Here is a 240-nt window from a genome sequence, read left to right as displayed (position 1 = left end):
AAGCGTGCGTCGCGGCTCATGAACACCACGCTCCCGGGGGAGTGGCCGGGGGCGTGCAGGATGTCGAAGGCCAAGCCCCCCACCTCGACCACGTCGCCGTCCGCGAGCCAGCGGTCCGGCGTCACCGCGCGCGCGCCGTCAAGGCCGTAATTGGCGCCCGTTTCCGGCAGGCTGTCGAGGAGGTAGCGGTCGGCCTCGTGCGGACCCTCGATCGGCACGCCGAGCCGGTCCCGCAGCTCC

At 73.3% G+C, this 240-nt stretch carries 1 protein-coding gene; it reads right to left on the bottom strand.

The genetic code is table 11. The annotated features are described in order from the left end of the window. On the bottom strand, positions 1–240 hold a 240-nt coding region (locus CVH10_RS23935; RefSeq protein ID WP_369336016.1), incomplete at both ends, for an MBL fold metallo-hydrolase.

The organism is Halomonas sp. ND22Bw (assembly GCF_003011945.1).
Classification (GTDB): domain Bacteria; phylum Pseudomonadota; class Gammaproteobacteria; order Pseudomonadales; family Halomonadaceae; genus Halomonas; species Halomonas halophila.
The sequence above is the reverse complement of the archived record's forward strand: the minus strand, read 5'-3'. Positions and strand labels throughout refer to the sequence as shown.